A 1,728-nucleotide genomic window follows, 5' to 3' on the forward strand; every position below is an offset into this window, starting at 1 on the left:
ATTATTGTAGATGATTGTTCTGCAGATGCCACCGTAACAATTGCAAAACAATTTGAAAAAATGGATGAAAGAGTAAAGTTGTATGTGAATGACAAAAATTTAGGGGATTACCCCAACAGGAATAAGGCAGCCAGCTATGCACAAGGTAAATATTTGAAATACCTGGATTCAGATGATATGTTATACCCTGACGGGCTAAGATATTGTGTAGAATGTATGGAAGCAAATAGCAGGGCCGATTGGGCAATTTTCTATCCCAGGGAAATATTTGCGGAAGTTTTACTTACATCCCGTGAAGCCATACAATGGCATTTTTTTAGCGACCCTTTTTTAAAAGCCGGGCCGGGAGGAACAATTATTAATAAAGATTTTTTCTTTAACCTGGGAATGTATCCTGTTTCTTACGGGCCAGCAAGTGATATGTATTTCAATTTACACGCAGCCTCAAAAGGAAATGTGCTTGTACTAAAAGATAATTTTCTGTTCTACAGAAGGCACGATGAACAGGAGCAAACAAATCAATTTAGTTATCTGTATAATTATTGTATTTATTTAAAAGATGCGTTGGAAAACCTGCAATTGCCTTTAACGGACAAACAAATAAACTGGCTGCAAAAAAAACGAAAAAGAAGATTTGCAGTTAATAGCATCAAATATTTTGTGAAAACAAGAAACCTTACAAAAACCAAAGAGGCGATCGTAAAAGCGAAATTTTCCTTTAAAGATTTCTTTACCGGAATATTTCATTTTGAAACTCATCCAGGAAAATATATTTTTTCAGATGTAAATGCGCTTACCACTGTTGAAAAATAAGCGGTGGGTATCAACTTTTAGCAAACGGCTTTTTAAATAAACTATACATTATTTGTCTCCTGAATTTCCACTGATATCGGTCTGCATTCCTGCTTACAATGCAGAGAAGTATATTGGCAGAACGATTAATTCCCTGTTGCAGCAAACCTACACAAACATTGAAATTATTGTGGTGGATGATGGGTCGACAGATAATACCAAACGTATTCTGGAGAATTTTAAGGATAAGCGTTTTACCTATTTTACCGGGCCAAATAAAGGAGCTGCTGCTGCAAGAAATAAGGCATTTTTATTAAGCGCAGGAGCGTACATAAAATTTATGGATGCGGATGATTTATTAAACCGGGAATGTATTGAAACCCAGTTAATGAAAATTAAAGAAAAGCCGGATTGTATCGCATCCGCAAAATGGGGAAGGTTCTTTGCAGCCGATGTCTCTGATTTTAAACTATCTCCTGAAAAAATATGGAAAGACATGCCCGGTATAGATTGGCTGGTGAATTCGTTAATAGATAACGGTAGCAACATGATGCAGCCCGGTATATTTCTTATTCCGAGGCAGATAATTGAAAGCGCTGGTACCTGGAATGAATCGCTGAGCTTAATTGATGATTTTGAATTTATGGTGAGGGTAATCACTTGCAGCGCAACAGTTTTATTTTGTGAAGAAGCTGTTTTATTATACAGAAATGGAGTAGCCGGTAGTCTGTCGGGGAGGCAATCTGAAAAGCACATGAAATCGGCTTTTACCTCCTTGAGTTTGGGTACTGAAAAAATATTAAAAATTAAGAATAATCCACAAAGCAGACTTGCCTGTGCCAATACTTTTCAAACATGGGCATACCAGTTTTATCCGGACTTTCCTGAATATTGTACCAAAGCGGAACAAATGATTAATGAGCTGGGAGGTTCAAC

At 36.9% G+C, this 1,728-nt stretch carries 2 protein-coding genes; both read left to right on the forward strand.

Going from position 1 to position 1,728, the window contains the following annotated elements:
• On the forward strand, positions 1-813 hold an 813-nt coding region (locus tag H7254_RS14570; protein ID WP_301933653.1), incomplete at its 5' end, for a glycosyltransferase family A protein.
• Between the two features lie 52 nt (positions 814-865).
• The coding region (locus H7254_RS14575) for a glycosyltransferase family 2 protein (protein WP_301933654.1) at positions 866-1,728 on the forward strand (863 nt) is incomplete at its 3' end.

Source organism: Ferruginibacter sp. (genome assembly GCF_014377975.1).
Taxonomy (GTDB): domain Bacteria; phylum Bacteroidota; class Bacteroidia; order Chitinophagales; family Chitinophagaceae; genus Ferruginibacter.